The following is an 18,451-nucleotide window of genomic DNA, read 5'->3' as shown; positions in this document are numbered from 1 at the left end:
CGGTGGAGGACTTCCTGGAGACGGCCGGGTCCGCTCCGCGGGTGCCTACCCCTTCCCTGCTTCGGAGGAGTGCAGCCGCCACCCCTGGACCCGGCTCCGCTCCTGCCAGAAGCGCCGGTAGGTCCCGTCCGCCGCGAGCAGATCCTCATGCGTCCCCGACTCGGTGACCCTCCCGTCCCGGAGGACGAGGATCCGGTCCGCGGCGACCACCGTGGGCAGGCGGTGCGCGATGACCAGCAGGGTGCGGCGCCCGGCCAGGGCGCGCAGGGTGTCGGAGATCGCCATCTCGTTGACCGGGTCGAGGGCTGAGGTGGCCTCGTCCAGGATCAGTACGGGCGCCTGCTTGAGAATGGCCCTCGCGAGGGAGATCCGCTGGCGCTCACCGCCGGAGAGCGACGTGCCGCCCTCCCCGACGGGTGTGTTCCATCCGTGGGGCAGCCGGTCGACGATCTCGTCCACCCGGGCCAGCCCGGCCGCCTCCGCGACCTCCGCGTCGGTCGCGCCGGGGCGGCCGACGCGTACGTTGTCCTCCATGGTGCCCTCGAAGAGATAGACGTCCTGGAACACCATCGCGACCTGGGAGGCCAGCGTGTCGGCGTCGATGTCCCGTACGTCCACCCCGCCGATGCGTACCGATCCCTCGTCCACGTCCCAGAAGCGGGCGATCAACCGGGTCACCGTGGTCTTGCCCGAGCCGGAGGGGCCGACCAGCGCGGTCATCGTGTTGGCGGGCAGGACGGCTTCGAGCCGGTCCAGAACCGGTTCGGCCCCGGGGGAATCGGGATAGCGGAACCGGACACCGGAGATCTCGACGGTCGCGTCGGCCGGCCGGCGCGGCTCCGCCGGTTCCGGCAGCGAGGGCGTACGGAAGATCTCGTCCAGCTGGTCGAGCCGGTTCCACACCGCACGGAGGGCTCCTCCCGCGTCGCTGAGGGCCGCGACCGGCTCGCTGAAGCGTACGAGGAGCACCGCGAGCGCGATCACCTCGGCGGCGTCGATCGAACCGCCGAGGGCCAGCGCCGTGGCGATCCCGAGCAGCGCGGTCACCGAGAGCTGGACCATGGCGCCGAAGGCGCCGCGGGCCACGGTCGTCCTGCGCAGCCGGCTGAGCCCGATGTCGTGCTGGCGCCGCATCTCCCGGTCGAGCAGGTCGTTCTGCGCGTGCGCGCGGCCGAAGGCCCGGATGACGGGCTGGCACTGGGCGAACTCGAAGATGCGGTCGTCGGCCCGGGCCATGGCGCCGTCGACGATCTCGTCGGTGCGCCCGATCGCCGATGCCGACCAGCGATAGGCCAGGTACAGCAGCGGCAGCGTGGCCGCCATCGCCGCGGCCAGCCTCCAGTCGAGGAAGAACATGACGACGAGCACGGTCAGCGGGGTGACGACGGAGGTGATCAGCGGCGCCAGCAGATGGGCGAAGAGCTGGGTGACCTCGCCCACGCCCGCCGTGGCGAGCCTGGTCAGCGGGGCGAGCCTGGCCCGTGAGAACCAGCCGACGCCGAGCCGGCCCAGCCGCTCGCCCAGGCGGTGGTGGAGGAGGCCCGTGGTGGACACCGCGGTCCTGAAGCCGAGCAGGGCCTGGACGTAGTAGGCGGCGCCGGTGGCGGCGGTCACCGCGGCGAGCAGCCCCAGCCAGGGCGCCGCCTTGCCCGCGTCGCCGTCGAGCAGTGCGCTCAGTACCGGTACCAGCAGGGCGAACGCGGCGCCCTGGAGGACCGCGTAGACGGTCACGGCCGTCAGATGTCCCGCGATCGGCCGCAGTTGTTCCTGGCCGAGGACACGGACGAGTTTGCTGTGCATGAGGCTCCCTCCCGGGTCAGCGGTTCAGCTGCTCGGCCGCACCGGCGCCCGATGCGGCGTAGGCGGACCACAGCTCCTGGTAGAGGCCTTCGCGGTCCACCAGTTCGGCGTGGGTGCCGCGCTGGGCGACACGCCCCTGTTCCAGTACGAGGATCTGGTCGGCCTCCACGATGGTGTGCAGCCGGTGCGCGACGAAGAGCACGGTGCGCCCGGCGACCAGGACCGAGAGCGCGTCGTAGATGCTCGCCTCGGCCTCCGGATCGACGAACGCGGTGGCCTCGTCGAGCACCAGGACCGGTGTGTCGGCGAGCAACGCCCGTGCGATGGAAAGGCGTTGGGCCTCGCCGCCGGAGAGCCGGGCATCCTCGCCGACCACCGAGTCGTAGCCCCGCGGCAGTTCCATGATGCGATCGTGGCAGCGGGCGGCCCTGGCCGCCGCCTCCACCTCGGCCGTCGAGGCGTCGGGGCGGGCCATCCTGATGTTGTCGGCGACGGTGGCGCGCAGCAGACGGACGTCCTGGAAGACGAAGCTCACGTGGCGGTACAGCTCCTCCGGGGCCATCTCGCGTACGTCGACTCCCCCGATGGAGACCGATCCGCGCTCCGGGTCGAAGAACCGCGGAAGCAGCGCGGCCATGGTCGACTTGCCCGCGCCGGAGGGGCCCACCAGAGCGGTGACGGTGCCCGGTTCCAGGCTGGCACCGACACCCCGCAGGACCGGCTCCCCCGGGGTGTAGCCGAAGGTGACGTCGCGGAAGTCCACCCGGTGCCCGGACGGCCGCCGGGGAACCTCCGGCTCGGGCAGGACCGGTGTGTTCAAGAGGTCCGTGACCCGGGCCGCGGCCTGCCTGGCCTGGCCGAGGGCCTGGGGCGCGTAGGTCACGACGACCAGCGGCGCGGTGATCGCCAGCCCCAGCAGGACGAAGGGCAGCACGTCGACCGGCCGTGCCCAGCCGGCGGCGACGAAGAGCGTGCCGCCGCTGAGCGAGGCCAGCAGCATCGTGGCCGGGCAGACCAGGGCGTACGCGATCGAACTCAGCCGCAGAATGGGGCCCTTGACGTCGCTCAGCGTGGCCATGTAGTCGTCGACGGCACCGGTGTACCGGCCCCAGGCCCGGTCCCGCTGGCCGAACGTCTTGATCACGGCGATGCCCTGCACGAACTCGATGACCGCCGTGTTGACCCCGACGATGGCACGGCCCAGCCGCTCGCCCTGCCGTCCGCTGCGGCGGCCCGTCATCCGGAACAGGACACCGAACAGCGGCATGGTGACCAGGGTGATCAGGGTCAGCCGCCAGTCCAGGGCGAACAGGTAGGCCAGGGCGGCGACCGGAGTGACGACCGCCATCGTGAGGTCCGGCATCGAGTGTGCGACGAGGTAGTGCAGCGACTCGACGTCGTCGGCGAGGGTCTTCTTGACCGTCGCGCTGTTGCGGGAGGTGAACCAGCCCAGCGGCAGCCGGCCGAGCCGCCGCGCGATCCGCCGCCGGAGGCGGAGCTGGAACTCCATGTCCGCGTCGTGCATGAGGAGATAGCTCAGGGCCTGGGCGACGAACCGCACCATCAGGGCGACGGCGGCGACCAGGACCACCCGTCGGGCCCGGTCGCCGTCACCCGACAGCAGCGCGGTGGCCAGCGGATAGATGGCGATGAACGAGCCCAGTGAACTGATCGCGGCGACGCCTTGCAGCACGACGCCGAGGATCAGCCGACCGCGTACCGGCCGGAGCAGCACGCCCAGCGCGCCGCCGGTCCGCCCGGGTCCGTCCGTGACCGGGCCGTCGTTCTCCATGGTCTCCCCGCCGCTCGTTGCCACCTGGCTGCCTCCTCGTAACCGTGGCCGCCTCCGGCGGCGCGCTGACCCCTGACCCGCTAACCCGCGGTGGTGCGCCGCGGCCTGCTCATGACGACGATCAGTGCCGCCAGCACCATCAGTCCGCCTCCGGCGAGGAACGCCGCGGCGTAGCCGTCCGTGACGGCCTCGTTGCCGCGGCCGCCGTCGGCGACGGAGATCGCGACCACGTTGAGGGCGGAGATGCCGATCGCGCCGCCGATCTCGCGGGTCGCGTTGGTCAGCGCGCTGGCCACCCCGCTCTCCTCCGGCGCCACACCGTCCAGCGTGAGCCGCATGACCGTCGTCATCGCGGCACCGATACCGAGACCGATCAGGACCTGCGAGGGGAACACGACGGTCCAGAAGCCGGTGTCCGGCTGGATGGTGCCGGACAGGGCGAACCCCGCCGCGCTGAGCAGGAGTCCGCCGATCATGACGGAGCGCGCGCTCATCCTGGCGAGCAGCCGCCCGGTTCCCAGCGCTCCGAAGAGGACTCCGGCGCCGATCGGCACGAAGGCCAGTCCGGTCATCAGCGCCGAGTATTCCCGCACCAGTTGGAGGAAGTACGTGAGGAACAGGTAGTACGCGTAGAGCCCGCTGGCGATGAGAACCACCACGACGTAGCCGCTGCCGCGCACCCGGTTCAGGACGATACGCAGGGGCATCATCGGTTCCGCGGACCGGCGCTCGATCCAGACGAAGAGGGCGAGCAGGAGCAGACCGGCGCCGCAGAACACCAGCGTGGTGGTACCGAGCCAGCCGACCTCGATGGCCTCGGAGATGCCGTAGATCAGCGAACCGACGCCGATCGTCGCCGTCAGGGTGCCGGGCAGGTCGTACCGGGCGGACCGGGCCGCCTTGCTCTCGGTGAGCCCGCGCATCGCGGGTCCGAGAATGAGCAGCACCACCGGGACGTTGAACCAGAGGCACCAGCGCCAGGACAGGTATTCGGTGAGCACGCCGCCGAGGATCATGCCCACGACCCCGCCCGTGCCGACCGCGGCCCCGAAGACGCCGAACGCCTTGGCGCGTTCCGCGTCCGTGGTGAACATCGTGGTCAGCAGGGCCAGCGCGGCCGGGGCCAGGAAGGCGGCGGACACGCCCTGCGCGGCACGGGCCAGGAGCAGCATGATCTCGTTCACCGCGAAACCGCCGACCGCGGAGGACACCGCGAAACCGATCAGCCCGGCTATGAAGAGTTTCTTCCGCCCCTTGAGATCGCCCACCCGTCCGCCGAGCAGAAGGAACCCGCCGAAGGTCAGGGAGTAGGCGGTGACCACCCATTGGCGGCTCGAATCCGACATCTCCAGCGCCGACTGCGCGGACGGCAGGGCGATGTTCACCACCGAGGCGTCGAGTACGACGAGTAACTGGGCCGCGACGATGATCCACAGTGCCCTCCAGCGCCGGGGATCACCCCCGTCGGCCGTCGGGTTGCCGGCGCCGGACGCGCGGACATCGGAGTGTGACATCGGACCTCACTTGAGTGGGCGGGCGGCGCCGCGAGCGTGTGTGCGGGGCGGCGCCGCGGGGCGGGCGGAGCCCGAAGACAGGGCCTAGGCGCCGACCCGGGGGTACAGGTCGTCCGGGAGCCTCTGACCGGGTGTCAGTTCTCCCGGGACGTCGACTCCGGACACCGGGCGGTAGGTCGCCTCGGCGTCGATGAGAGCCACGACGTAGGAAACACGTTGTTCGTCGGTGGTGTTGGCCGCGGCCATATGGCCCGTACGGCCGTGATGGAACGTGCAGTCGCCGGCCCGCAGCGGGACGGTGACCCGGGTGTTCCAGTTGAGCCCCGGCCAGTACTTGAGCATGTAACCGTCGGGGTCGGCACTCAGCGCCGGCAGTCCCACCCGGTCCGGACCCGGTCGGTCGTGGGAGCCGGCCAGGAAGGTCATACAGCCCCGCTCGACGGTGACGTCCACCAGCGCCACCCAGGCCGTCAGACTCACCCGGCCCTCGAAGGGCAGGAAGGTCTCGTCGTCGTGCAGGTTGGTGCGGGCGCTGCGACGCGGCTCCTTGAGGAGTACGTCGCCACGCCACACCCGCAGCGGCATGCCCGCCAGCCGTTCGGCGAAGGCGCCGATGCGCGGGTGCAGGGCCAGCTCCCGCAGCGGCCCGTCGGCGCGCCAGACATGTTCCGTGGAGATGATCCGGGTGGCGCCCGCGTCGTCGGACTTGCTGTGCGCGGACAGGGCGGCGAGCGAGGCCGTACGGAAGCTGTCCACTTCGCCCGCCGAGAGCATCCGGGGGACGTGGGCGAACCCGTTCTCCCGGAAGGACTCCACGGTCCGCCTCGGTATGTCGCGGGAAGCGGGGCAGTGTGCGCTCACGGTGTCGATCCCCTCCGGCCGCTGGGACGAACGAGGTCGTCAGCGGCCCAGCCGGGCCCAGTGCAGGCAAGTGGTCGGTGATGACACCGCCCCTGCGGAGACGGGTCAACCACCTTGTGACACTTACTTTATAACACGGTGTCGGAAAGTTGCCGAGCCCTGACCGCAGGGCGTCCGACGGCCCTGCGGAAGAGACGCGGAAGAGACTCAGCCGCGGCGGGCGGCCACCCCGTCCAGGAAGAGATCGAGCTTGCGCTCGAACCAGGCGGCGGGCGACCCCTCGACGGCCACGCTCAGCACGCCGCGCAGCCGCGAGTCGAAGGTGTGCATCCACGGGTCGATCAGCTCACGGCGGCGCCGCCGCACGGCCTCGATGGCCGCCGCGGCACCGTCGTCGGACTCGGACCCGTCGGTGCCCTGCGGCAGCACGGCGAGGAACGCCTGGGTGACCAGCTCCGCCAGCATGTCCATGACGAGAACGGAGTCCTCGGGCGAGAAGCCGTAGCCGAGCAGCGCGACCCCCGTCCGGTTGTCGCGCCCCACCAGCGCGGGGCCGGTGAGCCGGAGCGCCGTGATCTCCTGCGCCAGGCCGGGCCGCGCGGCGTACAACCGCCAGTGCGCCCACGCGGTCGCCGTGAGGAAGTCGCGCCAGTCCTCCTCGGGTTCGGGCCATTCGATCGCGTGGACGGCGTGGTCGGCGGCCGCCGCGGCGAGCGCGTCGCGGCTGGCGAAGTACCGGTAGAGCGTCGAGTGCGAGATACCGAGGCGCTCGGCGACGGCCGGCATCGTCAGACGCGCGAACCCGAGGCCCAGTGCGGCACCGATGATGGCCTCCCGGTCGGCCATGGGCGGGCGTCCCATGCGTCGCGGACGTGAGTCCCTGGTGGTTGCCCCGGTGTCCCGCGTGCTCATGAGGGGGGAGTCCCTTCTGTCGATTCCACCCATGGTAGGAAAACGGCCGCGGGATCCTCGCACCGCCGGGACAGCGGGCCGGGCCGGCGATGCCGGCGCCCCGCTCGCCCACCCGTCAGCGGCGTGTCACCACCCTGGCCCTCTCCCCGGCGGGCCGTCCGCTCACCGCAGGGGCCGCTGCCCGTCGGCCAGTCCGCCACCGGTGACCGATTCGCCCTCGTGCTCCCGGCGCCCCTCTCCGCACTGGCGACGCCTGCGCTGGTCGCACGCGCAGGCCTCCAGAAGGAGCGATGCCCCCAGTTGGCTGGAGCCCCGAGTGCCGCCCTCCAGAAGCCATTTCGCCACGATCGCGGCCCTGCTCCGGACTCCGTACCGGTCGTAGAGGCGCTGCAGGTGCGAGTCGACGGTCCGGACCGACATGCCCAGGCGCTCGGCTATCTGTTTGTCGCGGTAGCCCTCCGCGATGAGTAACAGTATTTCCATTTGCCGTGTACTGAGCTGCATCGTCGTCATCGTGATCCTTAGCTAGAAACACCGCAGGGATTGATCAGTGAATGGCGCTGATCCGTTTCTTGTCGCCCAGGTCTCGGAGCGGCTGACGCGCGACCGCCTGCATGGCGGAAAAATGACTTGTCCAGGCCGGAGGGGAACCGCCATGATTTCTCTACGCAGTTGACCCCTTCCTGGACGGGATGCCCCGTACAGCGGTCCGAATCATTGATGCCGTTGACGTCGTTGACGTACGGCGGAGGACTGTCACCGGAATTGGGTTCCCGCTGTGCGATGTCCGGCCAACCGGAATCCATTGCGTGCGACGTTTTCGGGCATGTGTAGGAACGTTAGGCTGCCCTACCTTCGAGGTCAAGATCTCGCCGCCACCGGGCGGCCGCCGCGGGTGCGAAGTCGCGTGCGGATCCGATCCGTTCACCGCGGAGAGCATCCACCCATGTTCGGACCGCCGCTTCGAACACCACGGAACTGGGTAATGAACATTCCCCCGCGGCACCACCGGATGTCCCTTGATCACTCGCCCCGGGGTTGCCCCGGCTCCGCGGCGCGGAGAGCCCGGGCTCCCCACGGCCGGGGTGACCGCGCGCCGGACCCCGGGCGCCGACGACGGCACCATGGCCGAAAACCAATGCCGCCGCCCACGGATCCCCCGCCACCGGCATCCCTCCGCCCCTGCCCCCGCCCCCGGACGTACGGCCACCGGAAGACCCGGCCCGCCGCTCCTCCGGCAGCGGATGCCCCGAGCACCCCGCGCCGGGGCCGCCGCCCAGACCGCGGGTAATACCCACCCCCCGTATTTGGCCGGGTAACGTATTGCGGCCTGTGACGGCCCTGCATAGCGTCGTAGGGTGCTGATCATTGACCCACGCCACCGGCGCCGCTGCCGCCGCTACCGCCCCAAATCGCCTACGGCAACGCGGTGTTGCCCGGACCGCTCGTGATGACAGCGCCCTCGGGCCCCGGGGCCCCCGACCACCGGCGGGCCGCCCTCGTCGTCCTGTGTTTCGTGCAATTCATGCTGGTGCTGGACGACACGGTCGTCAACGTGGCGCTCCACAGCATCCAGAGCGACCTCGGCTTCAGCACCGGCAACCTGACCTGGGTCGCCAACGCGTACTTCCTCGCCTTCGGCGGGCTGCTGCTGCTGTGCGGCCGCCTCGCCGATCTGGTCGGGCGCCGCCGGATCTTCCTCTGGGGCGTGGCGCTGTTCGGCGTGGCGAGCCTGCTCTGCGGAATCGCCCAGGAACCCTGGCTCCTCGTGACCGGCCGGTTCGCCCAGGGCGCGGGGGCGGCCATGGCCAGTCCGGCGGCCCTGGCACTGATCACCCTCCTCTTCCCCGGCCGGGAGGAACGCGCCAAGGCGCTCAGCATCTGGGGTGCCATCGCCGGACTGGGCGGAACGACGGGGGTGGTGATCTCCGGAGCGCTGACCGGGCTGGCGTCCTGGCGCTGGATCTTCCTGATCAACCTGCCGGTGGTCGCCGTGACCCTGGTCCTGCTGCCGCGCCTGGTCGCCGAGAGCCGTACCGACCGCCCGGCCCGGCTGGACGTCCCCGGCGCCGTTCTGGGCACCGGTGCCATCGTCTCCCTGGTCTACGGCCTGCTGCAGACCGACGAGTCGGGCTGGACCGAACTCACGGTACTGGGGCCGGTGCTGCTCGCGGTCGCCCTGGGCATCGCCTTCGTCGCCGTCGAGGCGCGCACGGCGGAGCCGCTCATTCCGCTGTCGTTCCTCGCCGTCAGAATACGTGCCGTCTCCAACGGCGCCGGCCTGCTCTTCACCGCGGCCTTCTTCTCCCTCTCCTTCCTGCTGATGCTGCATCTGCAGACCGTGCTGGAGTACGGCCCCCTGGAGGCCGGAGTCGGCTATCTGCCCTACGGCGCGGGCATCCTCACCGGTGTCTGGTGCTCCTCCCGGGTCGTGGTCCGGTTCGGGCTGCGGTGGACCCTCGTGCTCGCGTTCCTGATCGGCGCGGGCGGACTCCTGCTCCTGTCCGGGGTGTCGGCGAACGACGGTTACGTGACCGGCGTGCTGCCCGGCATGCTCGTGGTGAGCTTCGGTTCCGGTCTCGGTTTCCCCGCCCTGGCGATCGCCGGGGTCCACGGCACCGACGAGGAGAACGCCGGCCTCGGCTCGGCGGTCCTCAACTCGGTCCAGCAGATCGGTGGCGCCGTGGGACTGGCCGTCCTGGTCACCGTGGCCACGCGGCGCACCGAGGAGCTGACCGGGTCCGTCGGTCCGCTGCGCGCGGCGACGGAAGGGTTCTCGCACACGCTCACCATCGCCGCCGGGCTGCTCGCCCTCGGCGCGGTCCTCATCGCCGTACTGCTCGCCGGGGACAGCGCCGCGCGGCCGGAGACCGACAGGAAGGAGGCCTCACGGGAGCCGGCGTAGCAGCGGCGCGGATGGCCGGACCCCGCCCCTCCCGCGGGCCGGTCCGGTCGGCGCCCGAAGGCAGCGGGAGCGGTGGAAACACGAGAGCTCCGACAGGTGGCCGGTGGGCGGGAGTCCACCGAAAGGCGGTGGGATCCGGGAAAGAAAAAGGCGCCCGTCGCGCCCGGTCGGCGGCGGTCACGGTCGTACGGGAAAGGCCGAGGCCACTCCCCGTTGTCACCCCTCGCATATCGCGCCGTGCTCCACCGAATTCGGCTGGGCGAGGTGACGGAGCTTCCGGGAATCCGCCCGCGCCGCTCCGGTCGCCGTACGACTCCGCGCGAAGAGCCGGCGGAATGGGATGGGCGTTCCGCGTCCGGCCGCGGAACAGCGATTCCGGGTGCCCGTGGGCCGCGTCTCGAAGATGCCCCGACCACGGCCATGGCCGTCACGGCAAAGGGCGATTCGACGCGGAAAGCCGGAGAACGACGGTCTCACCTACCGACGCCGCCCAGATCGAGGAGGCACTTCCCATTCCCCCGCGGGCGGCCGATCGGAAACAGCTGCGCACAGGGCGCGGGAATCAGACGGACAGACGGCATCTCCCGTATCGCTTCGGCGCCGGGCAGTCGCGCGACATGGCAAGGGCGCGGCGCGGAATTCCCTTCGTTCTTCGACCCTTGAGCACGCGCCGGAGAAGTCCGCGTGCCGAGAATCAGCGGCTTCTCCCGCTCGCCCGGCGTCACGCGCACAGCGAGAGCGCGCGTGTCGCGACCACTCCCCCGCCGGAACCCGTTGGAGCCTGACACCATGAACAGCCCGCTTCAGGACCCCCGTTTCCTGCGAGACCCCTACCCCGTTTACGCGGAACTGCGGTCCACGTGCCCGGTGCAGCACATCCCCACCGGCTTCGGTGGACAGGACAGTTACCTCGTCACCGGATACGCCGAAGCCCGGCAGGCTCTCGGTGACCCGCGGCTCTCGAAGGACACCGCCGCGTTCTTCGCCGACAAGCCGTCACCACGCCGTCTGCACCCCGCGGTGGCGCAGACCATGCTGGCCGTCGATCCGCCCCGGCACACCCGCCTGCGCCGGCTGGTGACCAAGTCCTTCACCAGCGGCGCGGTGGCCCGGTTGCGCCCGTACATCGCCCAGGTGACCGACGCGCTGCTGGACCGCTGGCCGGCCGGCGGTGAGGTCGACCTCGTCGCAGGCCTCGCCGTACCGCTGCCCGTCACCGTGATCTGCGAGCTGCTCGGAGTACCGGAAACCGGCCGGCCGGACGTCCGGCGCTGGTCCGCCGAGCTGTTCGCGGCCGGGGAACCCGACCTGATCGACGCCGCCTCGCACGCCCTGGCGAACTACCTGACGGAGCTCATCGCCTTCCGGCGACGGCAGCCCGGCGAGGCACTCCTCGACCGTCTGATCCCGGCCCGCGACGGCGAGGACCGGCTGAGCGAGGACGAACTCGTCTCCCTCGCGGTGCTGCTCCTCGTCGCGGGACACGAGACCACCACCCACTTCCTCGGCAACGCGGTCCTGGCCCTGCTCCGGCACCCCGCCGAGCTGGCACGCCTGCGCGCGAACCCCGACTCCGTCCCGGCGGCCCTGGACGAGCTGCTCCGCTACGACTCCCCCGTCAGCATGGCCACCTTCCGCTACGCCACCGAGGACCTGCTCCTCGGCGGCACTCCGGTCCCGGCCGGGACACCCGTGCAGGTCTCCCCCGGGGCGGCCAACCGCGACCCGGAACGCTTCCCGGCACCGGACCGACTCGACCTGGACCGGGACGCGAGCGGCCACGTCGCCTTCGGCCACGGCATCCACCGGTGCCTGGGCGCACCCCTGGCGAAGGCGGAGGCCGAGATCGCGCTACGGGCGGTCCTGACCCGCTTCCCCCGGCTCCGGCTCGCCGTCCCGCCGGATCACCTGCGATGGCGGCACAGCCGCCTGATGCGCGGGCTGGTCTCCCTCCCTCTGCTCACCTGAGCCAGAGACGGAGGATGGTGCCGATCACTGTGGCGACCGGACCGTGGAGCATCGGGACGGCGTCGTGCCGTCAGCCCGACTTCGGCGGCTTCCGCACATCGAAGGCGAAGAGAGTGTTCTCGGCCGCGGTCACGACCACCGCACGCCCCGCGAGGGTCACGCGCGGGCTCGCGCCGTCCTCGCCCGTCAGACCGTCGACCTGCGGATCTGTTGTCCACAGGGGTGTGCCGTCGCGCGGCGACAGCGCGACCACGCGGCCGGTGGCCGAGCTGAAATACAGTGCGCCGGCTCCCGCCACGGGGCCCGACGCACCCTCCACGCCCGTCTGCCGGGACCACTTCTCCCGGCCCGTCGCAGGGTCGAGCGCGGTGACGAGACCGATCTGCCTGCTCACGTAGAGGGTGCCGTCCGCCATGCCGGGCGTCCCCGGGTATGTCCTGGCCAGCCGGGAGTACGTGACCTTGCGCGAGGCCGGATGGACCTGCGCCACCCCGTCGTAACCGGCCCACCCCGTTCCCTCCATGCGCACCTGGAAGAGGACGAGCCTGCCATCGGCGAAGCCCATCGGCACGGCGGGGCCGTCGACCGCGATGGGCCTGCCCAGGGTGCCCGAGGCCCGGTCGACCGTGTACAGGGTGGGGTGGCGCACCTCCGAGGCATCCACCTCCGCATCCGTCGCGCACATCGCGAGGAGCTGCGGGCCCGCCAGGACGGGAGCGCACTGTGTGCCCGCGGGGAAGGGCGTCTTCCAGGCAACCCTTCCGCTGTGGGCGCCCCGGGCCTCGAAGCGGGAGTTGGTGGCGTCGACCGTCACCACGGTGGAGCCGATCACCACGGCGTCCTGCGTCCGGCCCGTGACGGCCGTCGACTGGGCGCCGGACGGCACGGACCACAGCTCCCGGCCATTGTTCGCGTCGAGGGCCACCACCTCATGGGAAGGGTCCTGCGGGGCGTCCTCGGCGGCGAAGCGGTGACCGAGCACCGTGTCGTCGGTGGCGCCCACCAGGTGCATCCCCTGGACGGGGACGCCCGGGCTCTTCGCCGTCCACACCCGCGAGCCGTCCGAGGCCCTGACACGGGTCGCGACCACACCGCCGCCCCCGCAGAACAGCGCGTCGCCGCGCGCGACGCAGCGCAGTTCGTCGGGAATGTCCGCACGACCGCCCGGCACCGTCTCGTGCCACGGCTTGAGGACGTCCTGGAGTGCGGCACTCGGCGCCGCGGCGCTGGTGCCCTTGGGGCTGCCGCCGTCCACCCCGAAGCCGCCCGACGTCAGCACCGCGACGCCTCCGCCGATCGCGGCCACCGCGACCGAGGTCGCGAGCACGGGCCGCCACCGACGACGCAGACGGCGGCCGAGGGGAGCACCGGTACTCCGCGTATCGGGACCGGCCGGGGCGGTGGTCGCGGCAGTCGGCGCCGGGGTGGCCGCCGCCGCGAAGTGATGCTGGGTGTCCATGTCGCGGGTGCAGCCCGCGCCGGCCCCGTTCGTGTCGGTCCCGCCGAGGTCGGACGGCAGGTCCCGCAGCAGCACGAGGAGTTCGTCCGCCGAGGGGCGCCCCTCCACCTCCTTGACCAGGCACGACTCGACGACGGTGCGCAACGCCGCCGGCACGGCACCCAGCGAAGGCTCCTCGTGCACCACCTGGTACGCCGTCAGGTAGGGGCTGTCCGCGTCGAAGGGCCCGTGACCGGTCGACGCGTACACCAGCAGCGTCCCCAGCGAGAAGACGTCGGAGCGCGGCCCCACACCACGCGGCGCCTGCAACTGCTCCGGCGACATGAAGGGCGGCGTACCGATGACCCGCCCTGTCATCGTCAGCGTCTGCTGGTCCACGGCGCGCGAGATGCCGAAGTCGATGACGCGTGGCCCTTCGGGCGAGAGCACGACGTTCGAGGGTTTCAGGTCCCGGTGGACGACCCCCACCCGGTGGATGTCGCGCAGCGCCTCCGCCAGCCCGATGGCCAGCCTCCTCAGCTCCGCTCCGTTCAGCGGGCCGTCCGTCGCGATGTACTGGGCGAGGGTCGGCCCCTCGATATAGGTCGTCGCCATCCACGGCTGCTCGGCCTCGGGGGCGGCGTCGACCACGGCGGCGGTGAACGCTCCGCTCACCCGCCTCGCCGCCGCCACCTCCTGCCGGAAACGGATGCGGAACTCGTCGTCCCCCGCGAACTGCTGGTGGATCAGCTTGATCGCGACAGGCCGCCCCGAACTCGTACGGGCCAGGAAGACCGTCCCCATGCCCCCCGAGCCGAGCCGCGCCTCCAGCGGATAACCGCCGATCTCGGCTGGATCGCCTCCCCGCAGCGACACTCTTCCCGACCTCTCGTCCCCCGTGCACCTATGTCGCCACGGGTCCGCGTACCTGTCCTGCGTACAAACTAGTCGCAGGTCGGTACGGCAGAGCAAAGAGGGTGCCGGAGCGGGAGGACCGCGGCCGCTCACCCCCGCCCGTCGACCAGGCCGGATTCCCAGGCCCAGGCGGCGATCTCCACCCGGTTACGGGCGGGCAGTTTGACCTGCACGTTGCCGAGATGGGTCTTCACCGTGCCGACGGAGATGGACAGTTCGGTGGCGATCTCGGCGTTGGTCAGCCCTCTGGCCACCAGACGTACGAGATCCTTCTCCCGTGCGGAGAGCGCGGTGTCCGGCTCTCTGGGCGCGGGTACGGCGCTGGTGAGGCGCCGCAGCAGCCGTACGGTGATGGCCGGGCTCACCAGTGCCTCGCCGGAGGCGGCCGCCCTGATGGCCTCGACCAGCAGAGCGGGCCCGGAGTCCTTGATCAGGAACCCGGAGGCGCCTTCGCTCAGGGCGCGCTGGACGTACTCGTCGTCGTCGAACGTCGTGACCACGACGACCTTCGGCGGATTCACGGTGCCGGGGCGCGTCAGCCTGCGCAGCGCCTCCAGCCCGTCCATGCGGGGCATGCGGATGTCCATCAGCACCACGTCGGGCCGGTGGCGCTCGGCGAGTTCCACGGCATGCACCCCGTCCTCGGCCTCCCCGACGACGTCGATGTCGTCCTCCGCGCCCAGGATCATCGCGAACCCGGCGCGGACCATGGCCTGGTCGTCGGCTATCAGCACCCGGATCGTCATGGGACCGCCACCCCGGCCGTGGACACCGGGAGCGTCGCCTCGACGCCCCAGCCGCCGCCCGTCACCGGGCCCGCCCGGACGCTTCCGCCGATCAGGCCCACCCGCTCGGCCAGGCCCTTCAGCCCGAAGCCGCTGTGCGAGACGTGGCCCGGCTGTCCGTCGTCGCTGACCCGTACGGTGACCCGGTCTCCCGAGCGGTCCACGCGTACCCGCACCTCGGTGCACCCGTGGGCGTGTTTGCGTACGTTGGTGAGCGCCTCCATCACCACCCGGTGCGCGGTGGTGGTCACCTCCACCGGCAGGTCGTCGAAGGCGCCTTCCAGATCGAGCCGGGCCCGGGCGCCGCTTACCGCCGAGAACTCCTCGACCAGCGAACGTACTTCGCCGATGCCCGCGAGCGGCGTCAGCGCCACTTCTCCATCGGCATCGCGCAGCATCCCCACCATGTTCCGCATGGAGGTCAGCGCCTCCGAACCCGCCTGTTCGATCCGCCGCAGCGCGGGCGGCACCAGTTCGGGCCGCCGGCCCGCCATCACCTGGGCTCCCTGCGCCTGTACGACGATACCCGTCACATGGTGGGCGACGAAGTCGTGCAGGTCCCTGGCGAACTCCGTCCGCTGCTCCAGCCGGAGCGCCGCCGCCTGCCGCCGCCGGTCCGCCAGCAGCAGACGCATCCCGAGGCCGATGCCCAGCGCCGTGACCGCTCCCAGGGCGAAGAGCAGCGCCATGATGGTGGTGGACTGCCGCGCCGAGATCGACACCGGCCGCAGCACGATCGCCAGGAACAGGGCGGGGACGGCCACCGCCGCCCACGACGGCACCCCGCGTCGGGCGATGACCAGCAGGAGCCACGCCAGAGCCGCCGGTTCGGCGAATCCCAGCGCCTGCGAGCCGGCCGACAACTCCAGGTGCAGCACCACCGAGAGGCACAGCGACCCGACCGCCAGTGTGCAGCCGGCCGCCGGCAGCGCCCGGCCGCCGAGCCGTGGAGAGGCTACGACGAGAGCGATGCCCAGCAGGGCGCCTCCCAGCTTGGCGGGGCCCAGGGCGGAGGGGCCGTGGTCCCGGATCGAGTAGAAACCGCCGCCCACCCCGTCCAGCACGACGAGGCCGGCCAGAGCCACCAGCAACAGCAGCCGGACGGTGACGGGCAGCACCCGCGGATGACCGTTCTCCCGTGTGGCCGCGGTGGTGGCCGCCGCTGTGTCGGCCGTTCCCAGCACCTCTCTCACCGTCCTCCCGCCGACCGGCCGAAAGTCTGAGCCGGCCGCCCATGATCTGTCTTTCGCCCGATCCGCCGCGGGGCGCGGCGGCGAAGAATCGTCTCCACCGGGCGGCGTTCGCCGTTCATCACACAAGGAGCATGTCACGATCACGGCCGACCCCACTTCGATGCGCCCCCGGCGGCAGCGCCCTCCTCGGTGACAGCCGCGCAGGCCGCCCGCGTAGGCGATACCGCGTCCCGGCGGTCGACCGCACGCACAGCCGGCCCCTCCCTCCACGCACAGGGCCCACCCCTCCCCCACGCAAAGGATCCACAGGTGAATCACGCAGAGTCGCACTACGGAAGCGGAACGGAGTTCGCACACCCCGCCGGCCGGAACGCGATCGAGGCCCAGGGCCTCGGCAAGAAGTACCGGCGCGGCTGGGCCTTGCGTAACGTTTCCTTCCGGCTGCCGGCCGGGCGGGTATGCGGCCTCGTCGGCCCCAACGGCGCCGGCAAAAGCACCCTGATGGGCCTGGCCAACAACATGATCCGGCCGACGACCGGCGCCCTGCGGGTGTTCGGCGCGGCACCGGGGTCGACGGAGGCGGTGCTGCGCACCGCGTTCCTCACCCAGGAGAAGCCGCTGTTCCGGCGCTTCACCGTGGCCGAGACCCTGCGGCTGGGCCGCGAGTTCAACCCCCGCTGGGACCAGGAGGTCGCCGAGGGCATCGTCCGCGCGGGCCAGGTCCCGCTGGAGGCGAAGGTCGCCACCCTGTCCGGCGGTCAGCGCACCCGCGTCGCCTTCGCCCTGGCTTTCGGGAAGCGCCCCGATCTGCTCGTCCTCGACGAGCCGATGGCCGATCTGGACCCGCTGGTCCGCCGCGAGCTCATGAGCACACTGACGGCGGAGGCCGCCGAACACGGCACCACGGTGCTGGTCTCCTCGCACATGCTCGCCGAGCTGGAGCACATCTGCGACTACCTCCTCGTCATCGCGAACGGCGGGCTGCGGCTCGCGGGCGAGGTGAACGAACTGCGCGCCGCACACGCCCTGATCGACGCCCCGGGAGGCGGCACCTCCCCCGCCGTCGCCCCGCACCAGGTCATCGATTCCCGCCGCGGCGACGGCCGGCCGGGTGTCCTGGTGCGCCTCGGCGCCCCGATCCAGTACGGCGGGCAGGCCGAGCCGCCCACCCTGGAGGAGCTTCTGCTCGGCTATCTGCGGTCACCCGACGCGCCCCCGCTGATCACCCCCGGTGCCCGGGCCGGCGACATCCACGACATCATCACCCGCGACCGTACGAAGGCTGTGACGGCATGACCACGCTCACCCGCGACCCGGCCCGTACGACGCCCGCCGGATCCCTACGGGACAACTGGATCCCCCGGCTGGGCGGTCCGGTCTGGCTCGTCTGGCGCCAGCACCGCGCCGCGTTCTGGACGCTCATCGCCGTCACCCTCCTCGGTGTGCTCGCCATGCTCTACCTGCGCGGGCAGATGATGGACTTCCTGGCCACCCAGGCCCCGACCGCACGGAGGTCCGGCGGCCTGCCGCCCGAGTTCGAGACCTATGTCGACCGCCTGCTCAGCATCGGGAGCTACCTCAGCTACGTCCCTGTCCTGACCGGCGTCCTCCTCGGGGCTCCGCTCATCGCGGGCGACCTGGAGTCCGGCACCGCCAAACTGGTCACCTCGCAGTCCGTCAGCCGACTGCGGTGGCTCACCGTGAAACTCGCCGTTCCCGCCACGATGCTCGCCCTGTCGACCAGCGTGCTCACCGCCGTCCTCACCTGGTGGTGGAACCCGGTCAAGGGACTGTCCAGCGGCCTCATATGGACCGCCTTCTTCAGTGTCACGGGGGTCGTACCGGTGGCGTACGCCCTGCTCACGTTCACCGTGGGCGTGGCGGCCGGCCTGCTCCTGCGCCGCACGCTGGTATCGATGGTGGTCACGCTCGGCATCGTCGTGGCGATCGGGTTCGTCTGGAGCGAACTCTGGCGGAACCTGGGACAGGTCATGTCGATCAGCACCGACAAGGGCGTCGGCCCCGGCAACGTACCGCCGGAGCTGCCCGACCAGGCGGAGCAGCTGGGACAGGGCACCTACTTCCTCACCAGCTCCGGAGACCGCCTGGACTGGACCACCTGCCTCGACCGGATCGACAACGACCGGGCGCACACCGCCTGCCTGGAGTCCCAGCACGTCGTCGGCTGGTCCATCGACTACCTCCCGGTCGACCAGATGCAGACGATGCAGTGGCTCGGAGCGGGCATCATGCTCGCCATCACCGCCGCCCTCGTCACCTTCATCATCACCTGGGGCCGCAAGCGACTCCTGTGACGTCCCGGCAGGGAAGGGCCAGGGCCCGACTCCGGGGAGTCGGGCCCCGTCTG

13 protein-coding genes are annotated in these 18,451 nt (G+C 71.5%); 4 read left to right on the top strand and 9 right to left on the bottom strand.

What is annotated here, in order from left to right; genetic code table 11:
* Nucleotides 1–45: 45 nt before the first annotated feature.
* The 6 genes from ACFTZC_RS24935 to ACFTZC_RS24910 form a co-directional block, all read right to left on the bottom strand.
* Nucleotides 46–1,800 carry an ABC transporter ATP-binding protein gene (locus tag ACFTZC_RS24935; RefSeq protein ID WP_382893273.1) on the bottom strand — a complete coding sequence of 585 codons (1,755 nt, stop codon included), beginning with the start codon at nt 1,798–1,800 and terminating at the stop codon, nt 46–48.
* A gap of 16 nt (nt 1,801–1,816) precedes the next feature.
* On the bottom strand, nt 1,817–3,616 hold the full coding sequence (locus ACFTZC_RS24930) for an ABC transporter ATP-binding protein (protein ID WP_382893271.1): 1,800 nt from the start codon (nt 3,614–3,616) through the stop codon (nt 1,817–1,819).
* Nucleotides 3,617–3,672: 56 nt separating this feature from the next.
* Nucleotides 3,673–5,106, bottom strand: a complete 1,434-nt coding sequence (locus tag ACFTZC_RS24925; protein ID WP_382893269.1) for an MFS transporter — start codon at nt 5,104–5,106, stop codon at nt 3,673–3,675.
* A gap of 84 nt (nt 5,107–5,190) precedes the next feature.
* A complete protein-coding gene (locus ACFTZC_RS24920; protein WP_382893267.1) occupies nt 5,191–5,967 on the bottom strand; it encodes a phytanoyl-CoA dioxygenase family protein in 777 nt (258 codons plus the stop codon).
* A 207-nt stretch (nt 5,968–6,174) separates the two neighbouring features.
* The gene (locus ACFTZC_RS24915; RefSeq protein WP_382893265.1) at nt 6,175–6,813 is read right to left on the bottom strand and encodes a TetR/AcrR family transcriptional regulator; all 639 of its coding nucleotides are present in this window, start codon (nt 6,811–6,813) and stop codon (nt 6,175–6,177) included.
* 228 nt (nt 6,814–7,041) lie between these two features.
* Complete coding sequence (locus tag ACFTZC_RS24910) at nt 7,042–7,383, bottom strand: response regulator transcription factor (RefSeq protein ID WP_382893264.1); 342 nt, start codon at nt 7,381–7,383, stop codon at nt 7,042–7,044.
* 946 nt (nt 7,384–8,329) lie between these two features.
* On the opposite strand from ACFTZC_RS24910, the gene ACFTZC_RS24905 reads away from it, so the two are divergent.
* Together ACFTZC_RS24905 and ACFTZC_RS24900 are read left to right on the top strand one after the other, a co-directional pair.
* Nucleotides 8,330–9,784, top strand: a complete 1,455-nt coding sequence (locus ACFTZC_RS24905) for an MFS transporter (protein ID WP_382893262.1) — start codon at nt 8,330–8,332, stop codon at nt 9,782–9,784.
* Nucleotides 9,785–10,573: 789 nt separating this feature from the next.
* A complete protein-coding gene (locus tag ACFTZC_RS24900) occupies nt 10,574–11,752 on the top strand; it encodes a cytochrome P450 (protein WP_382893260.1) in 1,179 nt (392 codons plus the stop codon).
* 70 nt (nt 11,753–11,822) lie between these two features.
* On the opposite strand, the gene ACFTZC_RS24895 is transcribed toward ACFTZC_RS24900, so the two are convergent.
* From ACFTZC_RS24895 to ACFTZC_RS24885, 3 genes are all read right to left on the bottom strand, one after another.
* The gene (locus ACFTZC_RS24895; RefSeq protein ID WP_382893258.1) at nt 11,823–14,066 is read right to left on the bottom strand and encodes a protein kinase; all 2,244 of its coding nucleotides are present in this window, start codon (nt 14,064–14,066) and stop codon (nt 11,823–11,825) included.
* 128 nt (nt 14,067–14,194) lie between these two features.
* Nucleotides 14,195–14,851, bottom strand: a complete 657-nt coding sequence (locus tag ACFTZC_RS24890) for a response regulator (RefSeq protein WP_382893256.1) — start codon at nt 14,849–14,851, stop codon at nt 14,195–14,197.
* Nucleotides 14,848–16,074: a sensor histidine kinase gene (locus ACFTZC_RS24885; protein WP_382893254.1), complete on the bottom strand. Its 1,227-nt coding sequence runs from the start codon at nt 16,072–16,074 to the stop codon at nt 14,848–14,850. The genes ACFTZC_RS24890 and ACFTZC_RS24885 overlap by 4 nt, the downstream gene beginning before the upstream one ends.
* Nucleotides 16,075–16,392: 318 nt before the next feature.
* On the opposite strand from ACFTZC_RS24885, the gene ACFTZC_RS24880 reads away from it, so the two are divergent.
* Together ACFTZC_RS24880 and ACFTZC_RS24875 are read left to right on the top strand one after the other, a co-directional pair.
* Nucleotides 16,393–17,379 carry an ABC transporter ATP-binding protein gene (locus ACFTZC_RS24880; RefSeq protein WP_382893252.1) on the top strand — a complete coding sequence of 329 codons (987 nt, stop codon included), beginning with the start codon at nt 16,393–16,395 and terminating at the stop codon, nt 17,377–17,379.
* The gene (locus ACFTZC_RS24875) at nt 17,376–18,398 is read left to right on the top strand and encodes an ABC transporter permease (protein ID WP_382893250.1); all 1,023 of its coding nucleotides are present in this window, start codon (nt 17,376–17,378) and stop codon (nt 18,396–18,398) included. Before ACFTZC_RS24880 ends, ACFTZC_RS24875 begins: the two co-directional genes overlap by 4 nt.
* Nucleotides 18,399–18,451: the final 53 nt, after the last annotated feature.

This window comes from Streptomyces sp. NPDC056987 (assembly GCF_042673865.1).
Taxonomy (GTDB): domain Bacteria; phylum Actinomycetota; class Actinomycetes; order Streptomycetales; family Streptomycetaceae; genus Streptomyces.
The sequence above is the reverse complement of the archived record's forward strand: the minus strand, read 5'-3'. Positions and strand labels throughout refer to the sequence as shown.

What these genes read in the sequence shown, in the direction of transcription:
- ACFTZC_RS24935 (WP_382893273.1), bottom strand. Translation starts at nt 1,800, where the DNA reads ATGCACAGCAAACTCGTCCGTGTCCTCGGCCAGGAACAACTGCGGCCG.
- ACFTZC_RS24925 (WP_382893269.1), bottom strand. Translation starts at nt 5,106, where the DNA reads ATGTCACACTCCGATGTCCGCGCGTCCGGCGCCGGCAACCCGACGGCC.
- ACFTZC_RS24915 (WP_382893265.1), bottom strand. Translation starts at nt 6,813, where the DNA reads ATGGCCGACCGGGAGGCCATCATCGGTGCCGCACTGGGCCTCGGGTTC.
- ACFTZC_RS24910 (WP_382893264.1), bottom strand. Translation starts at nt 7,383, where the DNA reads ATGCAGCTCAGTACACGGCAAATGGAAATACTGTTACTCATCGCGGAG.
- ACFTZC_RS24905 (WP_382893262.1), top strand. Translation starts at nt 8,330, where the DNA reads ATGACAGCGCCCTCGGGCCCCGGGGCCCCCGACCACCGGCGGGCCGCC.
- ACFTZC_RS24900 (WP_382893260.1), top strand. Translation starts at nt 10,574, where the DNA reads ATGAACAGCCCGCTTCAGGACCCCCGTTTCCTGCGAGACCCCTACCCC.
- ACFTZC_RS24890 (WP_382893256.1), bottom strand. Translation starts at nt 14,851, where the DNA reads ATGACGATCCGGGTGCTGATAGCCGACGACCAGGCCATGGTCCGCGCC.
- ACFTZC_RS24875 (WP_382893250.1), top strand. Translation starts at nt 17,376, where the DNA reads ATGACCACGCTCACCCGCGACCCGGCCCGTACGACGCCCGCCGGATCC.